The following is a 19,457-nucleotide window of genomic DNA, read 5'->3' as shown; positions in this document are numbered from 1 at the left end:
ATATGAACCCTTTCTAATGTGAGTTTCGTCGCTTTTCATTATAGGTCATATGGGACCTTTTTCTATATTCAAAAAGGCTCCATAATTTCCACGGTGTTCTTACCCACTACAGAAATTATAGAGCCTAAAAAATAAGCTAGGTCATTGCACCTAGCTTATTTTTTATACGATATTTTTTCTTATTCTGATCTCTTTCTAAAATCATAACTCATCATCTGGCTACTATCTTTTATAGGACAAATGGTTGCACAAACCCGAAAAACGTCCCATAACATCTCCTCTGTGAAGACTTGCTTGACCTTACCTGCAGAATAAATCTGCCCCTCTTTTAAGGTAATAATATAGTCAGCGTATTTAGAAACAAGAGAAAGGTCATGTAAGACTAACACAATAGTTTTATGATATTCTTTTTGTAATCTTTTCAATAACTCTATAAACTCAATTTGATGATGAATGTCTAGATAGGAGGTTGGCTCATCAAGAAAGATATACTTCGTATCCTGTGCCAAAACCATTGCTAAAAAAGCACGCTGCTTTTGTCCACCGCTTAAAGATAAAACAGATGCCTTTTGATAAGATGTCATATCAACCCAGTCAATAGCTTTTCGACATAATTCTAAATCCTCACCACTCAATGAGGAAAAAAGACGTTTATTATGCTGTCGGCCTAGACCTACTAAATCTTCGACTGTCATATGGTCTTGAAGGTTAGGAAATTGCGATAAAAAAGCGACAACTTTCGCTCTCTCCCTGTGGCTTAACCGATCAATCTTAGCACCGTCAATACAGGTGAAACCAGATGTCGGTTTTTCTAAATGTAGCATACTCTTTAATAAAGTTGATTTCCCTGATCCATTTGGTCCAATCAAAGCAATGAGTTGCCCCTCTTCTATTTCAAGAGAAATATCCTGTAAAATTTGTTTTTTGTCGTAGAAAAAATTGAGGTTTGAGACTGAAATCCCCATTATTCACTCCTTCTTTTCAATAAAATAATGATAAATCCTAGAGCACCAAAAAATCCAAGAAAAATATTAGTTGGTAAAACAGTAGAAAAAGCATAGTGAGCTAATAAATCACTTAGTCATAACCACCCGTGAAAACGGGTGGCTTGTACACCGGCTATAAGCCGTTTCTCTCCAGCGACATCTAAAGACGTTCGCTGAACTTCGTTCAGGTTAGTGCTATAATTACTTGACTAATGCCTGTAACAACGGGCTTTTATCTTGTTCTAAAACTGCCATCTGAAAATGGATCTTCATACTCTTTGACACTCAAGAATCAAGTGCAATGTCATTTTTCTCCTGATCGCGAATGTATTTCGCAACTGTCTTTTCGTTCAGCCCAACGGTACTAACATAGTAGCCTCTGCCCCAAAACTTTCGATTTCCATACTTATATTTTAAATCAGCATGTTTATCAAATATCATTAGAGCACTTTTGCTTTTCAAATATCCCATAAAATCGGAAATCGAAAGTTTTGGGGGTATCAAGACAAGCATATGAACATGGTCTGGCATCATGTGTCCCTCAATGATTTCCACGCCTTTGTATTGACATAGATGACGGAAAATATCAATTAAGTCCTGTCTAATTTTGTAGTAAATGGATTTTCTCCGGTACTTAGGTGTGAAAACTATGTGATAGAGCACATCCATTTGGTATGTGATAAACTGTAACTGGTTTTAGCCATTTCTTTTTCCTCCTTTATCTAACCTGAACAATTAGATTATAACAGGAAAAAGAAATGGAAACTCAAAGCCTTGTCAGCCACCAGCATAGCTGGTGGTTTTCTTATTTTTCTCTACGAGAAAAACTGGCTCGAAGCCATAATAAAAGAGCTGAACCCTGATTTGATGATTGTCCAAGCTGATAGTAAAGACTTACTAGAAGACAAAGTCAAAGAATCAGCTATCTGGCAAGACCTGACTGCCGTCAAAAATAAAAAAGTTATCTATGCGGACTATTCCACTTGGATGCTAGGATTTGGTGTCGTTTCTCAAGAGAAGATTATGGATCAAATTGAAGATAACTGGATAAACTAGCGCAAAAGCTACCCAATCAAATCTGATTGAGTAGCTTTTTCATTTGTTTTCCTTTTTCTCTGACACATTTTTCAAGGGATTTGCCCGATTGGGCGTAGAGACCTTTGCGATTAAAATAACTTCTCTCCCAATCTTTTTGACCAATAGAAAAGACTAGTTTGGGAGAGCGAAAACCGTGACAAGTTTTTTTTCGAAACAAGGGATCATGATGCTCAATAGGATGGACATCCAATGCTCGATGTAAAGCATCATTTCGATAGGCATAATTAAAACTAGCTCCATTAATCACACCATTTTCTGTCTGTTTTTGTGGAGTCATAACATCAAGAAAATCCCCATCCTGAGATAGAATAAACTCCGTATGAAAATCAAGCAAGATTTTAAGGTTTATCTGAGATTTTCCATCTGGATAATAAAGCTGACCATTTTTTATGGCTAATTTATTGTGTAGTCGAGAAGACTCTTTAAACGTATAAGGTTGCCGTCTTCTCAAATATGGAGACTTTATTTTTACACTCTTTAGATAAGACAAGAGGGCTTCACGATCGGTTTGAGTTTCTTTACCATAGTGGTCTCTAACCCACTGAGATTGTTGAAGAGAAATCAGATAACGACATTGATGTATCTTTTTTTCTAAAAGCCCCTGTTGACTTAAACTCTCCTTAGGAAAGGCTAACTGAACACATTGTGCCAAGCTTTTCCAAAACCTATCATGAGGTGATAAATCGGATGAAAAACCTCTCAATAATTGTCTCACTTCCTCATCTTTTCCTGATAATTCTTCTGGAAAATCTAGCTGTTTAAGCAAAATTTGAAGTAAATTCTTGGCTTCTTTTGAAGATCGAGGTTGCGCTAGATCCCAAAGAGCCTTAAAGGAAGGAGAGCCAACCAACATCACCTCCTCAAAATATTCGTGATGCCGATAATGATCAAAAAAAGTAGAAACCAAGTTTGGTGGCCAACCATAGTCTAACAAACACTTAAGAATCTGTTTTTGTTTCAGTAAATTTCTCAAAACTTCCCTCCCGAATCACTTATTTTCATTATAAAGCTTTTCACAAAAAAAGTAAAAAATCCTTCATTAGCTCTCACCATTTCAAGCCTGCTAAACATTTTTGGTTACTAGGGATAAACCGTAATAAAAATAGATTGAAGAAAAGTATTCCATAAAGGACTACTTCTTCAATCTAAATATGATTTTATTAGCTTTTTTTCTGTGGTTAATCGTCCTCAGAAGTCACACGAGATTTACGGGCAATATCCGCTAAAATCGTGTTCACAAACTCGTCAACTGATTCAGTATGTGTTTGTTTGCTACCATAACGACGGACGTTGACTGCATTATCTTCCATTTCCTTATCACCAACAATGAGCTGGTATGGAATTTTGCTGGTTTGTGATGCACGAATCTTGAATTGCATTTTCTCATTACGCTCATCCACTTCCGCACGAACACCATGATCACGCAAACGTTTGGCAACCTCCCAAGCATAATCTGTATGAGCTTCATTTGACACTGGAATAAGTGTTACTTGCGTTGGCGCCAACCAAGTTGGGAAAGCACCCTTATAGGTTTCAATCAAGATGGCAGTGAAGCGCTCCATAGTCGAGATAACACCACGGTGGATCATGACTGGGCGGTGCTCTTCACCATCAGCACCAATATAGGTCAAACCAAAACGTTCTGGCAAGAGGAAGTCCAACTGAATAGTTGATAGGGTTTCTTCATTACCAAGGGCAGTTTTCACTTGGATATCCAATTTCGGACCATAGAAAGCTGCTTCACCTTCTGCTTCAAAGTATTCTACGCCCATTTCATCCATGGCACCCTTCAACATACGTTGGGCATTTTCCCACATCTCATCGTTGTCAAAGTACTTTTCTTTATCCTCTGGATCACGATAAGACAGGCGGAAACGGTAGTCGTTTAAGTTGAAATCTGCGTACACATCGATAATCAACTGGAGAGCTTTTTTGAACTCTTCTTGGATTTGCTCAGGTGTGACAAAAATATGACCATCGTTAAGTGTCATCTCACGCACTCGCTGCAAACCAGTAAGAGATCCAGATTTTTCATAGCGGTGCATCATACCCAGCTCCGCAATACGCACAGGCAATTCACGGTAAGAACGCACATGGTTTTTATAGACTTGGATGTGGTGCGGGCAGTTCATCGGACGTAGCACAAACTCTTCACCATCCCCCATGTCCATAGTTGGGAACATGTCTTCTGAATAATGCTCCCAGTGACCTGAGGTCTTATAAAGCTCAACCGAAGCCAATGGTGGTGTGTAAACGTGCTGGTAGCCTGAAGCCAATTCCTTATCTGTGATGTAACGTTCCAGAGTACGACGGATAGTCGCTCCATTTGGCAACCAGAATGGCAATCCTTGACCAACTTCTTGGCTAATCATAAAGAGATCCAATTCCTTACCAAGTTTACGGTGGTCACGTTCTTTAGCTTCTTCACGCATTTGAATGTATTTTTTAAGGTCTTTTTTGTCAAACCAAGCTGTCCCATAAACACGTTGCATCATTGGATTTTCACTCTTACCACGCCAATAAGCACCCGCAACATTTAAGAGTTGGAAAACTTGAATGCGACCTGTTGAGGGAACATGTGGCCCACGGCAAAGGTCAACGTACTCACCTTGCGTATAAATGGTCAAACCACCTTCATCATCAGAATGTTCCTCAATCAACTCAAGCTTGTAGGGATCATTTTTAAAAATCTCACGCGCCTCGTCTTTTGAAACTTCACGGCGTTCTGATGGGAAATTTTCCTTAACAATTTGACGCATTTCATCTTCAATTTTTGCCAAATCTTCATTTGAGATTTGCCCTTCGCTGTTATCCGTATCGTAATAAAAACCATCCTGAATAGCTGGACCAACCCCCAACTTGATGTCTGGAAAAAGACGGCGAGCCGCTTGAGCAAATAAGTGAGCCGCTGAGTGACGCAAAATATCCAAGGCATCCTCATGATCAGGCGTTACGATTTCAAGCGTGCCATCCTCTTCAATAGCACGAGTAGTGTCAATCAATTTACCATTGAACTTACCAGCAAGCGCTTTTTTCGCCAAAGACTTGCTAATGCTCTCAGCAATCTCAAAAGTTGTCACGCCAGCTTGGTACTCACGAATAGCACCATCTGGGAAAGTAATGTTAATCATAATATAAGATATAAAGGGCCTTAAGCGGACACAGACAAAATAGGAAACAGAACGACGACGCAAGCATCTAGTTCTCGTTTATCTTTTTGCCCCAGTCCGTATCCCGTATTCAGTTCAACCAAATACGGAGACCCTAGTCCTTTCTATTTTTTATTTTTTAATCCCTAATAACTCTTCTTTTTGAGTTAAAAAGGTTTCCATTTCTTTTTGAATATCAATATCCAGGCGGTCAGCCAGCTCAATCAACCACCAGATATTTTCAGCCATTTTATGCTCCAAGCTATAGGGCGTTTCATCATAGTACCGACCCTGCTTAGTCATAATGAGACGATTCATATTGCCAATATCATTGGTAAGAGCCAAGAGGTCTTCCTCAATGGACCACTCTTTGTCGTGGTGCTTGAGTTCCAACTCTCTGTAAGCACGACGCACATCTTGACATCGTCTTAATAAGTCATCAGGTAGCATCATTCCTCCTCAAAAAAAATACGACGTCCTAGAAAAAGGACGTCGCAACGTGGTTCCACCTTCATTCACAGCCAAGCTAAAAAGCCTGACTACCTCAGATTGGCTATAAGGGAACCACCCTTTTATGTTTGCATAAAATCATACCGAGTAGTGTCAATCCTATCCTCCATGTGCTTGCACCGACCGCACACTCTCTCAAAGATTTCCTAGAATTGATAAGTCTCTAAGTGTTATTATAGCATACAAAGAACATTTTTCAAGCTTTTTATCACATCAATTCTATATCAGGTGACAAATCCCTAATCTAGAAAATCTTGAATAGATTTGACTAGCCTAACGGGTGCTTTGACCACTTTGACAGATGTTTTAGCAGTCTGTTTCATCGCTCTCTTAGGCAAGGTAACTGTTTGCTTGGCTAATTTCAAGGATCGGTCTTCCAAGCTCCCTGCCACTGTAAACGTTAGCTTATCACGCTCTCGCATCTTTTTAGAAATAATACAATCCTGGTAAAAGGCATAAACAGATTTTCCAAAATTTTCAGCAGAAATCGCGTATAATTTCTCTTGCCACTTAGCCTCAGATTTTTTCGGTGTCATAATCAAAGCATCTAATATGGCATCAGATAAATCTGACTGATGATGGTACAGCAAACCAAACATAGCATCGTCAATTAAATCAGCTAGATATGGATTACTATGAGCAATAATCGGAGTACCACTTGCTAAACTTTCTGTATAAGTCAACCCCTGTGTCTCACTAGTTGAAGCACTGATAAAGAAATCAGCCGCTTTATAATATCGAGCAGTCTCATCTGGATTAATCATACCAGTAAAGATAACATGCTCGGTTATCTCCAATTGAGTGGCTAAATCTTTCAACTCTGACAGATATGGACCATCGCCTACAATGACAAGTTTGATGTTTTCATTTTGTGTTAGGACTTCTGGAAGAGCGGTTAAAATAGCCTGAATATTTTTTTCATAGGAGATACGTGAAAGACTAAGTAACATCGTCTCATCACTTGTAAGCCCCAATTCATCTCGCAATTGTAAACAGGATTCTTCCGTAATATCTGGACGTAAATATTTCTCTAATTCTATTCCTGTTGGAATAATCTTCTTAGGAATTTTAACCGCATAGTCATCAAGAACATTTAAGACAATACGACTGGGACAAATCACACCGTCTAAATCGTTAAGGTAACCTCGCACAATATACTTGACCATACTTGGTGTGATCACCTTACCCTTAGCAAAATAGTGAACATAGTCTTCATATTGCGTATGATAGGTGTGAATAACAGGAATTCTCAAGGCTCTCCCTATCATTTTCCCTAACAAGCCCATACCAAACTCTGTTTGAGTGTGAATAATGTCCAACTGATATTTTTTAGCGATCCGATAAGATGACATAATGCCTCGATAAACTACTCGACGATCTGTAAACGAAATAAAAGGAACACTAGGCAATCGGATAATGGTTTCATCTTCACCATGTTTTAAATGCTTATCAGTAGTAGTAAAAATATAAACGTCGTGGCCTAGTTTTTCTAACTCTTGTTTTAACGTTCGAATACTTGATGCCACACCTGATACCTGTGGAAAATAAGTATCTGTAAAAAGACCTATCCTCATCTTATAACTCCATGACTTTTTGATAAACTGTACCTAATTGATCCGCAATTCGCTCAATACTACGACTTTCTGCGACTCGGTAACCTTCTTTTCTCTTATCTACTTCTCCCGCTAAAATAGCAGATAAAGCTGCCACAAAATCCTCAACATCCTTACCAAATACCGTCGCTGTTTCATCTAACCACCCCTCATAAACAGGGATATCTCGTAAAACAGTATGCTGATGACTCGCTAATGCCTCTAAGACAACGATACCTTCTGTCTCCTCATAAGAGGGGAAAAAGAACGCATCAGCTCCACTCATAGCCCCTTCAAAAACATCTCCTTTGATGTAACCTGCAAACGTCACATTAGAAGGATGGTGCTTTGTGACGATTCGTCTAATCTTAGCTGGAATAACCCATTTATTCGTTTCACCAAACCAAATAAAACGAACATGAGGCATTTGTTCTGCCACTTTGACAAAATCTTCAATTCCTTTTCTTTTAAAATAAAGGGCTGCGCAAATCACTACTTTTTCGTTCGGCTTGATATTAAAGTAAGAACGAAAAGCCTCCTCTTTAGCTGAATCTTTTTGATAACGGCTCAAATCAATCCCATTAGATACTGCTTCAATGGGAGTTTTCACACCATAGCCAGTAATTAACTCTTTAGAATAGGGTGTCGGAGTAATGATAAAATCTGCTTTATGATAAAAATGACAAAGGTAGCGTCTAAATAAAGGTGCTAACAGGTTACTTCCAATAAAGGAATTTCTAAAATCTTCTTCCGTAGAATGCCCATGCATGATAACCTTTTTGCCAGCCTTTTTAGCTCTGTCCATTAAACGCCAGCTTTTAAACCCATAGGTATTGATATGAACAATATCATATTCCTCTTCTGGATTGGTGGTATAAGGAATCTCTTTAAGAGATAGGGCACGCTCTTGATGTTTAATGGCACGACCAATTCCTGACTTTCTTAAATAATGTTCCGCCTCTAGATACAGTAAAATCTTCATATTGCTATTATATCTTATTTTTATCTAAAATTCATCCCAATACGAAAAGACAATAAAAAGAGCTCCCTCACTTCCAAACATATCGGTCAGGGTTAAAATAGTTACTGGACTATTTTCCTCCCATCACCGAACACCTCAAACTGTCTAAATGACAGCTTGAGGTTGGAAATGAAGCGAACTCTTTACTTTGTTGAACCACGTTTAGTGATGCCGTGATTTAAGATAATCTCTTTTTCGTCTAATTCTTCTTTGTTCATGATTTTAGTCAACATCCTCATACTAATTGCCCCTAAATCATAAACAGGTTGGCTAATAGTCGAGAGGTTAGGACGAGTATATTTTGTAATTGGGGAATCATTACTTGTAATGATTTCAAAATCTTCTGGGACAGATTTACCCATCGCAAAAAGACCATTTTGAAGACCCGCTGCTAATTCATCAGAAGTGACATAGGCTGCCGTTGCACCTGAATTTACCACACGCTCTGCTAATTCAAAACCTTCATCATAACGGTACTTCGCTTCAAAAACTAACCCTTCACTAAAATCTAATTGATTAACTTTCAAACCGTCCTTATATCCTGTCAAACGAATCTTACCATTAATATCGTCAATTAAAGGACCTGAAACAAAGGCAATTTTCTGATGATTTTCAGCTAAAATAGCAATCACATCTTTTACCGCTTGCCCATAATCAATATTAACACTTGGCAATTGATGATCTAAATCAACCGTTCCAGCCAAAACAACAGGCGTACGAGAGCGTGAAAACTCTGCTCTAATTTTGTCTGTTAGATGATAACCCATAAAAATAATACCATCAACCTGTTTAGCAAACAAGGTATTTACAACATTGACTTCTTTATCGTCATCTTCATCACTAGAAGCCAAAACGATATTATACTTGTACATGGCAGCAATATCATCAATCCCACGCGCTAAAGTTGAAAAATAACTATTAGCAATATTAGGGATAACTACCCCAACTGTTGTTGTCTTTTTACTTGCTAAACCTCTTGCCACAGCGTTTGGACGATAATCCAAGCGCTCAATAACCTCAAGGACCTTCTTTCGTGTATTTTCTTTTACATTTTTGTTTCCATTAACAACACGGCTAACAGTTGCCATAGAAACACCCGCTTCACGAGCAACATCATAAATAGTAATAGTTTCATCAGTGTTCATAAGCGACATCCTTTCTATTCTGAAAATCATGCTTTCATAATTATAATACCACCTTTTGAAAACACTTTCAAGCAAAACAAATGAAAATCTTTGAAAAAATCATCAAACACTTGATTTTTCAGTATTTTTTTGAAAAAATAGAAGACAAAAGGAAGGTAATGTTATGTCTAAAATTACGCAACTACTCCACTCACTTGAAGCAAATCAGATTGCTTGTGCGGTAATCTCTGATCCTGTTTCTATCAACTATCTCACAGGCTACTATGGTGATCCTCATGAAAGACATATGTATCTTTTTGTCATCTCTCAAAAAGAGCCGCTACTTTTTCTACCAGAATTAGATGTAGCGCGTGCTCGTCAAACTGTTAATTTTCCTGTCGTAGGTTATGTTGATTCTGAAAATGCTTGGGAAAAGATTAAGGCTGTTCTGCCAAAAACAGATTTCCAACAAGTTGCTCTTGAGTTTGATCACCTTAACCTGACTAAGTTTAGAGGATTAGAAAGTGTTTTTTCATCTGAATTTGTCAACCTCACACCTTATCTCAATCAAATGCGTTTATTGAAGTCCTCAGATGAAATTGACAAAATGCTCTTTGCTGGTCAACTCGCAGATAAAGCTGTTTCTATTGGTTTTGATGCTATTTCTCTTGAACAAACAGAAACAGATATTGTTGCCAAAATCGAATATGAAATGAAACGTTTAGGTTACGATATGAGTTTTGAAACCATGGTCTTAACAGGGACTAATGCTGCTAATCCTCATGGTATTCCAGCAGACAATCCTATTGAAAATGATGCGCTTCTACTTTTTGACCTCGGTATCTCAGCTAATGGCTATATGTCTGATATGACGCGAACGGTGGCTGTTGGTAAACCTGATACTTTTAAAGAAGAGATTTATCACCTCTGTTTAGAAGCCCAACTAGCCGCCCAAGACTTTATCAAACCTGGTGTTACAGCTAGTCAAGTCGATCAAGCTGCACGCGAGGTCATTGAGAAAGCTGGTTACGGAGAATATTTCAACCATCGACTTGGACATGGCATCGGAATGGATGTCCATGAATTCCCATCTATTATGGAGGGAAATGATCTTGTTATCCAAGAAGGCATGTGTTTCTCAGTAGAGCCAGGAATCTATATCCCAGGAAAAGTAGGTGTCCGCATTGAAGATTGTGGCTATGTGACCAAAACTGGCTTTGAAACCTTTACTAAAACCCCAAAAACACTCCTTCGATATTAATTACCTAATAAAAAAGCAACGATTTTCGCTTCGTTGCTTTTTCATTTTATACTGGCGCCTAGTCTAACCAAGCCCTTGTTCTTCTGCTACTAATTTTTTGTCATAGGCACGAACAAATGGATAGTAGATAAGAAAGGCTGTTAAGGCACACAACAAGGATAAGATAATCGCACGCCAGTCAGCTGTTCCAAGAAAAGCACCTATTCCAACTGGTGTTGGCCATGGTACTTGTGCAATAACAGCGTTTACAAGATTGAGCTTCATAGCAAAATAGTAAACTGTTGCAGATGCAATCGGTGCAAGCATAAATGGAATAGCTAGTGCAGGATTGTAGATAATTGGAAGACCAAAGATCAGCGGCTCATTGATATTAAAGATGCCTGGTACAATAGAAGCTTTACCAATAGCACTTAGTTGCTCTGATTTGGCACGTGTTGCAAGCCAAATACATAGCCCCAAAGTAGCACCAGATCCACCTGCAATGACATACATATTTGAAAATTCACCTGCGACGATAAAGCGAGCACCGTCTGCATTAGCTGCCATATTAGCCAGTGCAATGGGACTAACAAAAGCAAAGATAATATTAGCACCATGAATCCCAACAATCCAAAGAGCTTGTGTCAAAAGATAAATAATGACTAAACCAATCCATGAGTTTGTTAAATTAGCAACGAATCCAAATGGAATGGCAATCACTTTAAAGATATCGGTTCCCGAAGCAACTAAGATACCATTAACCGCAATCATAAAGAAAGCCACGACAAAACTTGGAATCAAAGCTGTAAAACCACGAGAAACACCTTCTGGTACTGAATCAGGCATTTTAATAACCCAGTTATTCTTCACACAAAGGCGGTAAAGTAAAACTGCTGCAATCGCCATGAGGATAGCTGTAAAAATACCTGTTGTTCCAAAACGAGCAACACCACCACCCATTTGCCATCCATCTACAACAATGGTTCCATCCGCATCCAATGTATGAATGGCAGACATCACACCATCTTTAAACACAATCTGTGGCACTGTCATGATAAAGGCGAAAAGAGATAGGAGCGCACCATTAATTGGTGTTAGGTTCAAACCTTCTTCCTCAGCATAAATCTTAGTGAGTTCATAGCCAATAACCAAGTTAAAGTAAAGAGATAAACATCCCATAGTTGCTGTATTAGCGACCATATAAAGACTGGTGAACTTATTAAATGAGGCATCAAAGATATCCCCCACTACAGGCCAGAATGAAAAGGCTAGAGGTAAAATACTAAAGACGAGAAACATTGATCCGACAATCGTAAAAGGTACTGCCGCCATCCCTGCAGCTGTGATAGCCCGAACAACTTTATACTGTGCAATTTTTCCCATTGGTCCCATTAAGTATTTTTCAAGGAAACCAAATAATCCGTTTTGTTCTTCCATATTAGAAATCTCCTTCTAAATATTTAGTAAAATTGTTGTATCTTTTGAAAACGGTGGTAATAAGTATCTCTATCTTCTTTAATCTCAGTGATACGGTGAAGATTGATTCTAATCAATATAAGACCTAACATTTGAAGACCTATCAAAAATAGACGAGCTTGCCATTGGTCTGAAAAAATAGGAAAGACAACCCTACCAAAATTGAAAGATAGTAATACCAACAAGACAAGGTTAATGATCCCTTGAGCTTGTAAAGCTAGCTTCGTTTGTTTTAGTCGAACAACCTTATTCCCATATAGTCTGACCTGCTCTGAACAGGCCAAAATCTGTAGGAATAATAATAAGGTCGGAGCCAACATCAAGAAGCTCGTTTTATAAGCTAAGATCAATAACCAGTAAAGATTAGCAAAGAAGAAAATGGCTAATGAGTATCTAAAAAGCATAAAACGATTGAAGGCATTATTTTTTTCAATTTGCTGACGTTTTAAGGTTTTTGCATCAATAGTTTTAGTTTTTTGACTCATCTTTTTATCCTCCTAAGCTATTTTTTGATACAAAGCTAGCATCTCTAGCGCTACCTCTCGTAAGGTCATAGTGGTCATCAAGTGATCTTGCGCGTGCACCATAATGATTTCTATCTTAATCTCCACACCACTAGCATAATTTTGTAGCAGTGACGTCTGTGCATGATGGGCTGCTAATAGCTCTGTATTGGCATCTTCTAACTTTTGCTTGGCTTCTTCATACTGCCCTTCTCTCATAAAGCCAAAGGCTTCATGGACAAGACTTCTGGCGTTACCGCTACTTAGAATAATTTCAAAAGCAACAACTTGCAATTCCTCTGTATTCATAAAACAACCTTTCTATATAATGGATAAGAATAACTGTTTAAATTCCTCATAGGACTGAGAGTGAATCATTTTTTCCTTAATATCAGACCGCTCAGTGAGACGAACTAAAAGTTGGGTTAAGTCTGACAAACCATCATTATCATGTACGGAAGGTGAGACCAGAAAAACTAATTTAATGTGATGAAACTGCTCATCCCAGTCTAGCCCATTTTTAACAACAGCAACACCAATCTTATGCTGCTTGTCAAAAGCTTTTAAGGGATGAGGAACGGCTATATCTTGATCAAAGACAACTGAACTCATCTTTTCTCTTTGAATTATCAAATCCAAAAGATGATACTTGTAACTCACTTCCTCTTGTTCATTAAAACAGTCCACTAAAGCATTTAAGACCCCTGCCTTATCTGTTTTCTCAAATACTTGAAAGTAATTTGGTGAAAAATATTGGTCAAAAATACTAGCCAATTGATTGGTTTTACTAACGATTGGTCTAGAAGTACTTCCTGATAAGCTAGAGAGAACTTGTTTTATGGCTAAAACATCCTCACTTTTTAGAAAAACACTCACCGTTACAACAGGAACACTAAAAACCAACGTGGATAAATCAATTGAGGAGACAATCAAATCAACTCCAGTCAACAAGTCATCATTGATATCATAATAACCAACAACATCAACCACATGAACCTGCCTACTCAATTCATTGAGTAGGCGATGCTTTAGCATCTGTGCAGAACCATATCCCGTTGCACAGATGACTAAAACATTCACCTTTTTATCTTCTTTATACCGCTCAAGAGCTGCCATCAAATGTAGTGCAATATAGGCTAACTCATCATCTGACAGGTGGTAATCCTTAAAGAAAACAATCTGATTAACCAATTCTTTCGTCAACTCAAAAGGCTCCTGATAAAGAGATCGCACCTCTTCTAATAAAGGATTTTTTAGCTGAATCTTATTTTTTAAACGCTCTACCAAAACTTCCATATGGGTAAGTAATCCCTCAATCAAGGTAAAATCTCGACTAAAAGCTAAACCATAATGTTCATCACACCTCTCAAGTGCTAACATTAAGTCTGATCGCAAACTCTGTTCAATATCAAGATAACGTTCTTTGGTACTGTACTTCCCTTTTGAAATTAAGTGTAGGGCAATATAGTCTGCCTCTTCTTTTGGAAAAATAATTCCTGTCATGCGTTCTAAACGATGGACTATGTGCTTTGCAATCACCAATTCATGAGCAAATTTCTCTTGATCTAAATAAATAGGAGTCATTTGAAATCCGTCCATGACCCGTTTTAGAGCAAGCGCAATATGGACTACCAAATTTTGAATGACAAAATCAGATAAAGATAGTTTCCCGTTTCGGCATTCATCCAAAACAACGATGGTCAATTCTTCAAAACTAATGGGTAAATTCAAGATTTCCTCACTGATATAGTTTTGAAAGTTTTTCATAAAATGACCACTAAAAAAGTAATCCATGATGAAACGCCGTTTATGGTGTTCTGCCCCTTCGACAAAAATCCCTCTATTAGCACGACTATTAATGTTAAGATGGTAATCAGATAAGATCCTACGAATCTTCTTCATATCTGATGATAAGGTTGAACGACTCACAAAGAGTTGATCTGCTAAATCATCAAACAAAATATCTTTTTGTTCAAAGATCAACTTATTGATGATATAGTAATGACGATCTGTAATGTCGGTATTTTTCTGACCAACTTTAACCAAATCTTCACCGACTAAGTTAAAAAATTCTTCCTCATCAGATACTTGAAGTTGATAACCATATCCCTGTTTAGAAAATAGCGATACCCCTTCGAGAGTTTTAAAAGATTCTGAAAGTGATTTTAAATAAGTCCTTACTGTACGGTCGGAGCAGTTCACTTGTTCTGCCAATTCTTTACTCGTCACAAACTGGTTTCGATGTTGAAACAAGTATTGGGCGATACTTTTTTCTTTTTGACTTAACATCGTTTCTCCTTTTATAGCAATAAGAACTATTTTATACCAATTTAACCTAGACGCCTAGAGTTTCTGTGATTAAATTAGCCATTTTTTCAATTCCCATAGGAATTGGAATATAAGCTTGTGGTGGAATTTGGACAACAGGTTTATCAACTTTCTGCCCCGCCTCTTGAAATTGTTTGAAAAACATCTTAGTCTGTGGACTGACAAGGTAAAGATCAAAATCTGCTGCAGCAATTGCTTTACCACCTTCTGTAGCACTAATGGCATCTACCTCAATATCATGACCTTTAGATTTTAAAAACTCAGTTGTTTTTTTAGCCATCAAAGATGATGACATCCCTGCTGCACAAATAATCAATGCTTTTGTCATAAGTTTATCCTCCGAAATAATGTTATCTTTTTGATAGTTCTAGTATAGATGATAACACTTACAAAGACAATAGTAAGCTTTTCCTTAGTAATAAGGAAAAAATAAATATGACCTTATACATAAAAAGAACTCGGTGATAGCACACCAAGTTCTCCTTTCATCTCTAGCCTTGCATCCAATTTTTGGTAAAGACAGAAACATCTTGTGATTGGATACCAAATTCTTGAGCTAACAGTTCTCGAATCTTTTTATCATTAACCAAACTCTCCACCACATAAGAAGTCTGATTGTTCACTTCAATGTCAAGAATAGCCATCATATCAGCACTCTTTGTCAAATCAGGAACCTCTATACCATTTAAAAATTGAATAACATAAACAGTTGTCTCTCCTTTCCCCGAACGACCAGGCGCTAGCAGCCTTTTATATAACCAAATAGTAAACCACGCGAAGACTAAAAAAATCCCAATTCCTAAAATATAAGACACTAACTCTCCCATCTGACAGGCTCCTTTCTTTAGGCTAACTCTAATCTCTGAATAAAGGATGTGAAAGCGACTTTTATCTCAAAGAAAGCGTTTTCTTTTAGTATAGCCCCTTTTATCCTCTTTGTCAACTCACGTTATTTATACCTCAATTTACAGATGAGTATGGTTCCTGTCAACAACAGACTGACCCCATTTGCCAACATGAGAGGAATATCACCAATATTGATACCATGCCAAAACCATAAAGCAATACCAGATACAGTCATGGCATACATCCCAAGAGAAATTGCCGAAGTATCCTTTGTCTGAAAAATTTTAATGACCTGTGGAACAAATCCAAAAGTTGTTAATAATGCTGCCACTAATCCAACCATTTTTCTCCTCCTTATCAACAAAAATAGATAAGAAAAACCTTGTAGGAAAGGAGATTAATTCCCTACAAAGTTTCTCATCTTTAGACTTCCTCACCATTGCTTGCAATGACTTGCTTATACCAATTAAATGATAATTTGGGTGAGCGTTTGTAGCTACCTTGTCCCTCATCATCTTTATCAACATAGATAAAGCCATACCGTTTTCTCATCTCACCTGTACCAGCCGAAACTAAGTCAATACAACCCCATGGCGTATAACCCATCAAATCAACACCATCTTCATCAACAGCCTTAATCATCTCTTTGATATGAGCCCCTAAGTACTCAATGCGATAATCATCATGCACCATACCATCTTCTTCTACTTGATCAATAGCACCAAAACCATTTTCCACAATAAAGAGAGGCAAACGGTAAACATCGGTAAACCAATTTAGTGCGTAACGAAGACCTTCTGGATCAATCTGCCATTCCCAATCAGATGCCTTAACATAAGGGTTTTTAACCAAATCTTCTGTTTCAAGATAGTCAAAATACGGATTATTTTCACGATGCGCATCAATAGCAAAAGACATGTAATAAGAAAAACCAATATAATCCACACAACCTGCTAGTAAATCTTTCTGATCTTGCTCAGTAAAGTCTAAGGAAATCCCTTTACGCTCTAAGTACTTCACAATATGTTTTGGATAACGCCCAAAAACATGTACATCTGTAAAGTAATAACGTTTTTGCATCGCTTTTTGCGCCATTAAAATATCTTTAGGATGGCAAGTCGCAGGATAAATTGGACACATGGCAATCATACAGCCGATCTGAAAATCAGGATTGATGTCATGACCAATTTTAACAGCACGAGCCGAAGCCACCAATTCATAATGGGCAGCTTGGTACATAATCGCTTCACGATCTTCACCTTCTTGATAAACAATACCAGAGTTTGTAAAAGGAGCAAAGTCCTCTTGATAATTTGCTTGGTTATTGATTTCATTAAAGGTCATCCAATATTTAACTTTGTCCTTGTAGCGTTTAAACACAACCTCAGCAAAACGCACAAAGAAATCAATCACCTGACGATTTCTAAAACCACCATACTCCGTCACCAAATGATAAGGGAGTTCAAAATGTGACAAGGTTACAACAGGTTCAATCCCATATTTTAAACACTCATCAAACAAGTCATCATAAAATTGAAGACCTGCTTCATTCGGCTCTTGTTCATCCCCTTTTGGAAAAATGCGTGTCCAAGCTATTGAAGTCCTAAAGCATTTAAAGCCCATTTCTGCAAATAAAGCAATATCTTCTTTGTAACGATGATAAAAATCAATCGCCTCATGGTTAGGATAGTATTTCCCTTCCACAACGCCTGCTGTAATCTCTCGAGCTACCCCGTGGCGGCCTGCTGTCATCACATCTGCTACACTCAGACCTTTACCACCTTCTTGCCAACCACCTTCTAGTTGATGGGCAGCTACTGCGCCACCCCATAAAAAATTATCTGGTAATCTAGACATGACATTTCCTCCTTGAATCTGATAACTCTAGTTTAATCCATTTTTCTCTCCTCCACCACCTTGATTTTTTCCTTAATAATAAGGAAAAAGACCATCCCAAAGGATGATCTTTACTTCGTCATTCGAGATTTTTTATAACGTCGGATAACCTCTAAAACAATTGCCAACAAGATAAAGAAGACGCCTCCTATAAGAACCAATAACCATTTGTTGTTAAGGAGCTTATCAGTTACCTTTGTCTCAGCAGTAGATTTTCCTGTCACTAATTGAGCAGCTGAATCAATAATATTGGTGGACGCTTCTTCAACTTTTAATGTATCTGTCAAGTTAGGGCTAACACTTTCAAGACCATTTTCGACGGATAAAACACCATCTTTCACCTGTAATTTAGGCTCTTCACCTTTTTTCACGGTCGCATAAAAATCTTTTTCTAAATGATAAGTTTTACCATCAATCTCATGGTCTCCTTTTGAAAAAATCTTTTTATACTCGTAATCGGCATAAGCTTTCTCTAAAAGAGCATTTCCAAAAGGATGACGATAATATTCACCATTTTGATCTGACCAGTCACCCACTCCCATGATCACTTCAACTAGACGTTGCTCACCTCGTTTTGCAGTCGCGATATAGTTAAAGGCACCTCTTGGACTTGAACCAGTCTTTAAGCCATCTACACCTTCAACACCATACAAAGCACCTTCTACTGAGTAATTGTAAGTTTCAAAGGTCTCCTCATAAGGTGTTCCTGCTTTAACGGTCACAACAGGATCATCAGTATAATCTAAAAATTGTGGATACTTTTTAACAAAATTGGCACTCAAAATTGCCATATCTCTAGCTGTCGTCTCATTGGCTGCATTATTGTCATAACGCGTTGGCAGATAATAGCCTTCAAACGAAACCGCTGCTGCACCACTAGCGTTAAACCACTTGGTATTAGTCATCCCTAGCTCTTGAGATTTGGCATTCATCATATCCAAAAACTTATCTGGATCATTATCAGAAATCGCATTCGCCAACATCACCGTCGTCACATTTGAAGAAGGGACCGCAGTCATAGTAATCAACTCACTAACAGTATAATCAACCCCTGACACAATCTTATTATTAGAAATGGCATAAATACCAGCAATCGCTTGATCAACATCTGTAGCAGTGATGACCGTATCTTCTGACAATTTCCCTTGTTCAATCGCTTCATAAGTCAAATACAAGGTCATCAACTTACTCATACTCGCAGGGTCACGTACCTCATCTGGATTATCTTGCCATAGTATGTCCCCTGTGTTAGCATCAATAATAATGGAGGATTTAGGTCTATTAACCTCACTCACCTCATAACCAGCTGCACGGGTAATATCCATCAACTCATCCGCCTGAGCAATGCCTTGAAAACTCAGTCCTAGAACAAGTAAACTTGTAAAAACTAACTTCTTTATCATTATTTCTCTCCAAATTTTATATACTTTCTCAGTATAGCATATTTTGGTAAAGAAATATAGAGTATTAATCTTGAAAATCCTATTTATCTCTCCCTTCTTTTAATCTTAAAAAAGAGGCAGTATACCTTTTAATTTTAGGCTGGAAAACAGAAAAAGACGGCTCTATAATTTCTGTAGTGGGTAAGAACACCGTGGAAATTATGGAGCCTTTTTGAATATAGAAAAAAAGTCCCATATGACCTATAATGAAAAGCGACTAAACTATCATTCTAGAAAGGTTCATAT

18 protein-coding genes and 1 pseudogene are annotated in these 19,457 nt (G+C 37.8%); 2 read left to right on the top strand and 17 right to left on the bottom strand.

The window, feature by feature from the left end; all coding sequences use genetic code 11:
- Window positions 1-179 precede the first annotated feature (179 nt).
- Both ACVRWY_RS08200 and tnpA read right to left on the bottom strand, forming a co-directional pair.
- Window positions 180-965, bottom strand: a complete 786-nt coding sequence (locus tag ACVRWY_RS08200; RefSeq protein ID WP_354369723.1) for an ABC transporter ATP-binding protein — start codon at window positions 963-965, stop codon at window positions 180-182.
- A gap of 253 nt (window positions 966-1,218) precedes the next feature.
- Window positions 1,219-1,690: pseudogene (tnpA, locus tag ACVRWY_RS08195) on the bottom strand (IS200/IS605 family transposase).
- Between the two features lie 70 nt (window positions 1,691-1,760).
- Between tnpA and ACVRWY_RS08190 the strand changes: the two are divergent.
- On the top strand, window positions 1,761-2,042 hold the full coding sequence (locus tag ACVRWY_RS08190; protein ID WP_354369722.1) for an ABC transporter substrate-binding protein: 282 nt from the start codon (window positions 1,761-1,763) through the stop codon (window positions 2,040-2,042).
- Window positions 2,043-2,058: 16 nt separating this feature from the next.
- Here the strand turns inward: ACVRWY_RS08190 and ACVRWY_RS08185 are convergent, their stop codons facing one another.
- The 6 genes from ACVRWY_RS08185 to ccpA form a co-directional block, all read right to left on the bottom strand.
- Window positions 2,059-3,057, bottom strand: a complete 999-nt coding sequence (locus ACVRWY_RS08185) for a DUF3114 domain-containing protein (RefSeq protein ID WP_354369721.1) — start codon at window positions 3,055-3,057, stop codon at window positions 2,059-2,061.
- A 205-nt stretch (window positions 3,058-3,262) separates the two neighbouring features.
- The gene (gene thrS, locus ACVRWY_RS08180; protein WP_354369720.1) at window positions 3,263-5,215 is read right to left on the bottom strand and encodes a threonine--tRNA ligase; all 1,953 of its coding nucleotides are present in this window, start codon (window positions 5,213-5,215) and stop codon (window positions 3,263-3,265) included.
- 150 nt (window positions 5,216-5,365) lie between these two features.
- On the bottom strand, window positions 5,366-5,683 hold the full coding sequence (locus tag ACVRWY_RS08175; RefSeq protein ID WP_354369719.1) for a nucleoside triphosphate pyrophosphohydrolase family protein: 318 nt from the start codon (window positions 5,681-5,683) through the stop codon (window positions 5,366-5,368).
- A gap of 299 nt (window positions 5,684-5,982) precedes the next feature.
- Window positions 5,983-7,317: a glycosyltransferase family 4 protein gene (locus ACVRWY_RS08170; protein ID WP_354369718.1), complete on the bottom strand. Its 1,335-nt coding sequence runs from the start codon at window positions 7,315-7,317 to the stop codon at window positions 5,983-5,985.
- 1 nt (window position 7,318) lies between these two features.
- The gene (locus ACVRWY_RS08165; RefSeq protein WP_354369717.1) at window positions 7,319-8,317 is read right to left on the bottom strand and encodes an LTA glycolipid anchor biosynthesis glycosyltransferase, IagA/BgsA family; all 999 of its coding nucleotides are present in this window, start codon (window positions 8,315-8,317) and stop codon (window positions 7,319-7,321) included.
- Window positions 8,318-8,499: 182 nt separating this feature from the next.
- On the bottom strand, window positions 8,500-9,501 hold the full coding sequence (gene ccpA, locus ACVRWY_RS08160; protein ID WP_354369716.1) for a catabolite control protein A: 1,002 nt from the start codon (window positions 9,499-9,501) through the stop codon (window positions 8,500-8,502).
- 163 nt (window positions 9,502-9,664) lie between these two features.
- Here ccpA and ACVRWY_RS08155 point away from each other — a divergent pair, with 163 nt between their 5' ends.
- Entirely contained in the window at window positions 9,665-10,741 is a 1,077-nt protein-coding gene (locus ACVRWY_RS08155) for a M24 family metallopeptidase (RefSeq protein ID WP_354369715.1), read from the top strand.
- 63 nt (window positions 10,742-10,804) lie between these two features.
- On the opposite strand, the gene celB is transcribed toward ACVRWY_RS08155, so the two are convergent.
- From celB to ACVRWY_RS08110, 9 genes are all read right to left on the bottom strand, one after another.
- Window positions 10,805-12,157 carry a PTS cellobiose transporter subunit IIC gene (gene celB, locus ACVRWY_RS08150; protein ID WP_354369714.1) on the bottom strand — a complete coding sequence of 451 codons (1,353 nt, stop codon included), beginning with the start codon at window positions 12,155-12,157 and terminating at the stop codon, window positions 10,805-10,807.
- Window positions 12,158-12,180: 23 nt separating this feature from the next.
- Complete coding sequence (locus ACVRWY_RS08145) at window positions 12,181-12,681, bottom strand: hypothetical protein (protein ID WP_354369713.1); 501 nt, start codon at window positions 12,679-12,681, stop codon at window positions 12,181-12,183.
- 12 nt (window positions 12,682-12,693) lie between these two features.
- On the bottom strand, window positions 12,694-13,008 hold the full coding sequence (locus ACVRWY_RS08140) for a PTS cellobiose transporter subunit IIA (RefSeq protein ID WP_354369712.1): 315 nt from the start codon (window positions 13,006-13,008) through the stop codon (window positions 12,694-12,696).
- A gap of 12 nt (window positions 13,009-13,020) precedes the next feature.
- Window positions 13,021-14,988, bottom strand: coding sequence for a BglG family transcription antiterminator (locus ACVRWY_RS08135; RefSeq protein WP_354369711.1), 1,968 nt, complete (start codon window positions 14,986-14,988; stop codon window positions 13,021-13,023).
- A gap of 46 nt (window positions 14,989-15,034) precedes the next feature.
- Window positions 15,035-15,355, bottom strand: coding sequence for a PTS cellobiose transporter subunit IIB (locus ACVRWY_RS08130; protein WP_354369710.1), 321 nt, complete (start codon window positions 15,353-15,355; stop codon window positions 15,035-15,037).
- 163 nt (window positions 15,356-15,518) lie between these two features.
- Window positions 15,519-15,854, bottom strand: a complete 336-nt coding sequence (locus ACVRWY_RS08125; RefSeq protein ID WP_354369709.1) for a hypothetical protein — start codon at window positions 15,852-15,854, stop codon at window positions 15,519-15,521.
- Window positions 15,855-15,976: 122 nt separating this feature from the next.
- The gene (locus ACVRWY_RS08120; RefSeq protein WP_354369708.1) at window positions 15,977-16,216 is read right to left on the bottom strand and encodes an SWEET family sugar transporter; all 240 of its coding nucleotides are present in this window, start codon (window positions 16,214-16,216) and stop codon (window positions 15,977-15,979) included.
- A gap of 80 nt (window positions 16,217-16,296) precedes the next feature.
- A complete protein-coding gene (locus tag ACVRWY_RS08115; protein ID WP_354369707.1) occupies window positions 16,297-17,730 on the bottom strand; it encodes a 6-phospho-beta-glucosidase in 1,434 nt (477 codons plus the stop codon).
- Between the two features lie 110 nt (window positions 17,731-17,840).
- Window positions 17,841-19,172: a DUF1958 domain-containing protein gene (locus ACVRWY_RS08110; RefSeq protein WP_354369706.1), complete on the bottom strand. Its 1,332-nt coding sequence runs from the start codon at window positions 19,170-19,172 to the stop codon at window positions 17,841-17,843.
- Window positions 19,173-19,457: the final 285 nt, after the last annotated feature.

It is taken from the genome of Streptococcus porcorum (genome assembly GCF_053203725.1).
The sequence above is the reverse complement of the archived record's forward strand: the minus strand, read 5'-3'. Positions and strand labels throughout refer to the sequence as shown.